Genomic DNA, 777 nt, shown 5'->3' with positions numbered 1-777 from the left:
CAATTAAAACACGGCTTGCAAAACCAAATAGCTGACAACAGACAAAACGGCAGCGGCAGGCAAGGTAATTACCCAAGCAAGGCCGATCGGTTTCATCAATTTCCAGTTGGCATTGCGGTTAACCAAACCGATACCCAAAACTGCACCCACCAAGATATGGGTACTGGAAACAGGCAAGCCCATAAATGATGCAGCCATCACGACGGCGGCAGCAGAAAGCTCTGCTGAGAAGCCTGACGCGGGGTGCATTTCTGCCAAGCTGGTGCCTACGGTTTTAATCACTTCTTTACCGACAAACCACAAGCCGACGATCAAAGCGATACCGAAAGTCAACATGGCAATCGGAGGCACAGCGTTTTGAGCGGTAATGCTGTTGGTACGCAATACATCCATAATCGCGGCAAACGGACCAATCGCATTGGCAATATCGTTCGCACCATGGCTGAATGCAAAACCGCAAGCAGTAAATACCTGCATCCATGAGAACATTTGGAAAGTCGATTTATCCAAATCTTTGCGTTTTAAACTTTTGGCAAATACAAACGTACCCATCCAAATAGCCGCGCCGATCATGAAAATGGTCAGGAAGCTGTTGACATTGCTCATACCCAAATGCAGATTTTTCAGACCTTTGAAAATCAACATGGCCGCAATCATCATGCCGCCGACAGAAGCGATAAACGGCACCCAGGAATGCAGGGCTTTATAAGAATCTACTTCGCCCTTACGGCTGTCAAAGCGGTGCAGACCGCGATAATACTCAGACTGCAATTCTTC

The 777-nt window shown here is 47.6% G+C and carries 1 protein-coding gene; it reads right to left on the bottom strand.

The annotated features are described in order from the left end of the window. Positions 1 to 3: 3 nt before the first annotated feature. Positions 4 to 777 (bottom strand): inorganic phosphate transporter (locus ACTHS3_RS16280; protein ID WP_440368543.1); only part of this gene is annotated, 774 nt, incomplete at its 5' end.

The sequence above is a fragment of the Neisseria sp. P0009.S007 genome, from assembly GCF_051962515.1.
The sequence above is the reverse complement of the archived record's forward strand: the minus strand, read 5'-3'. Positions and strand labels throughout refer to the sequence as shown.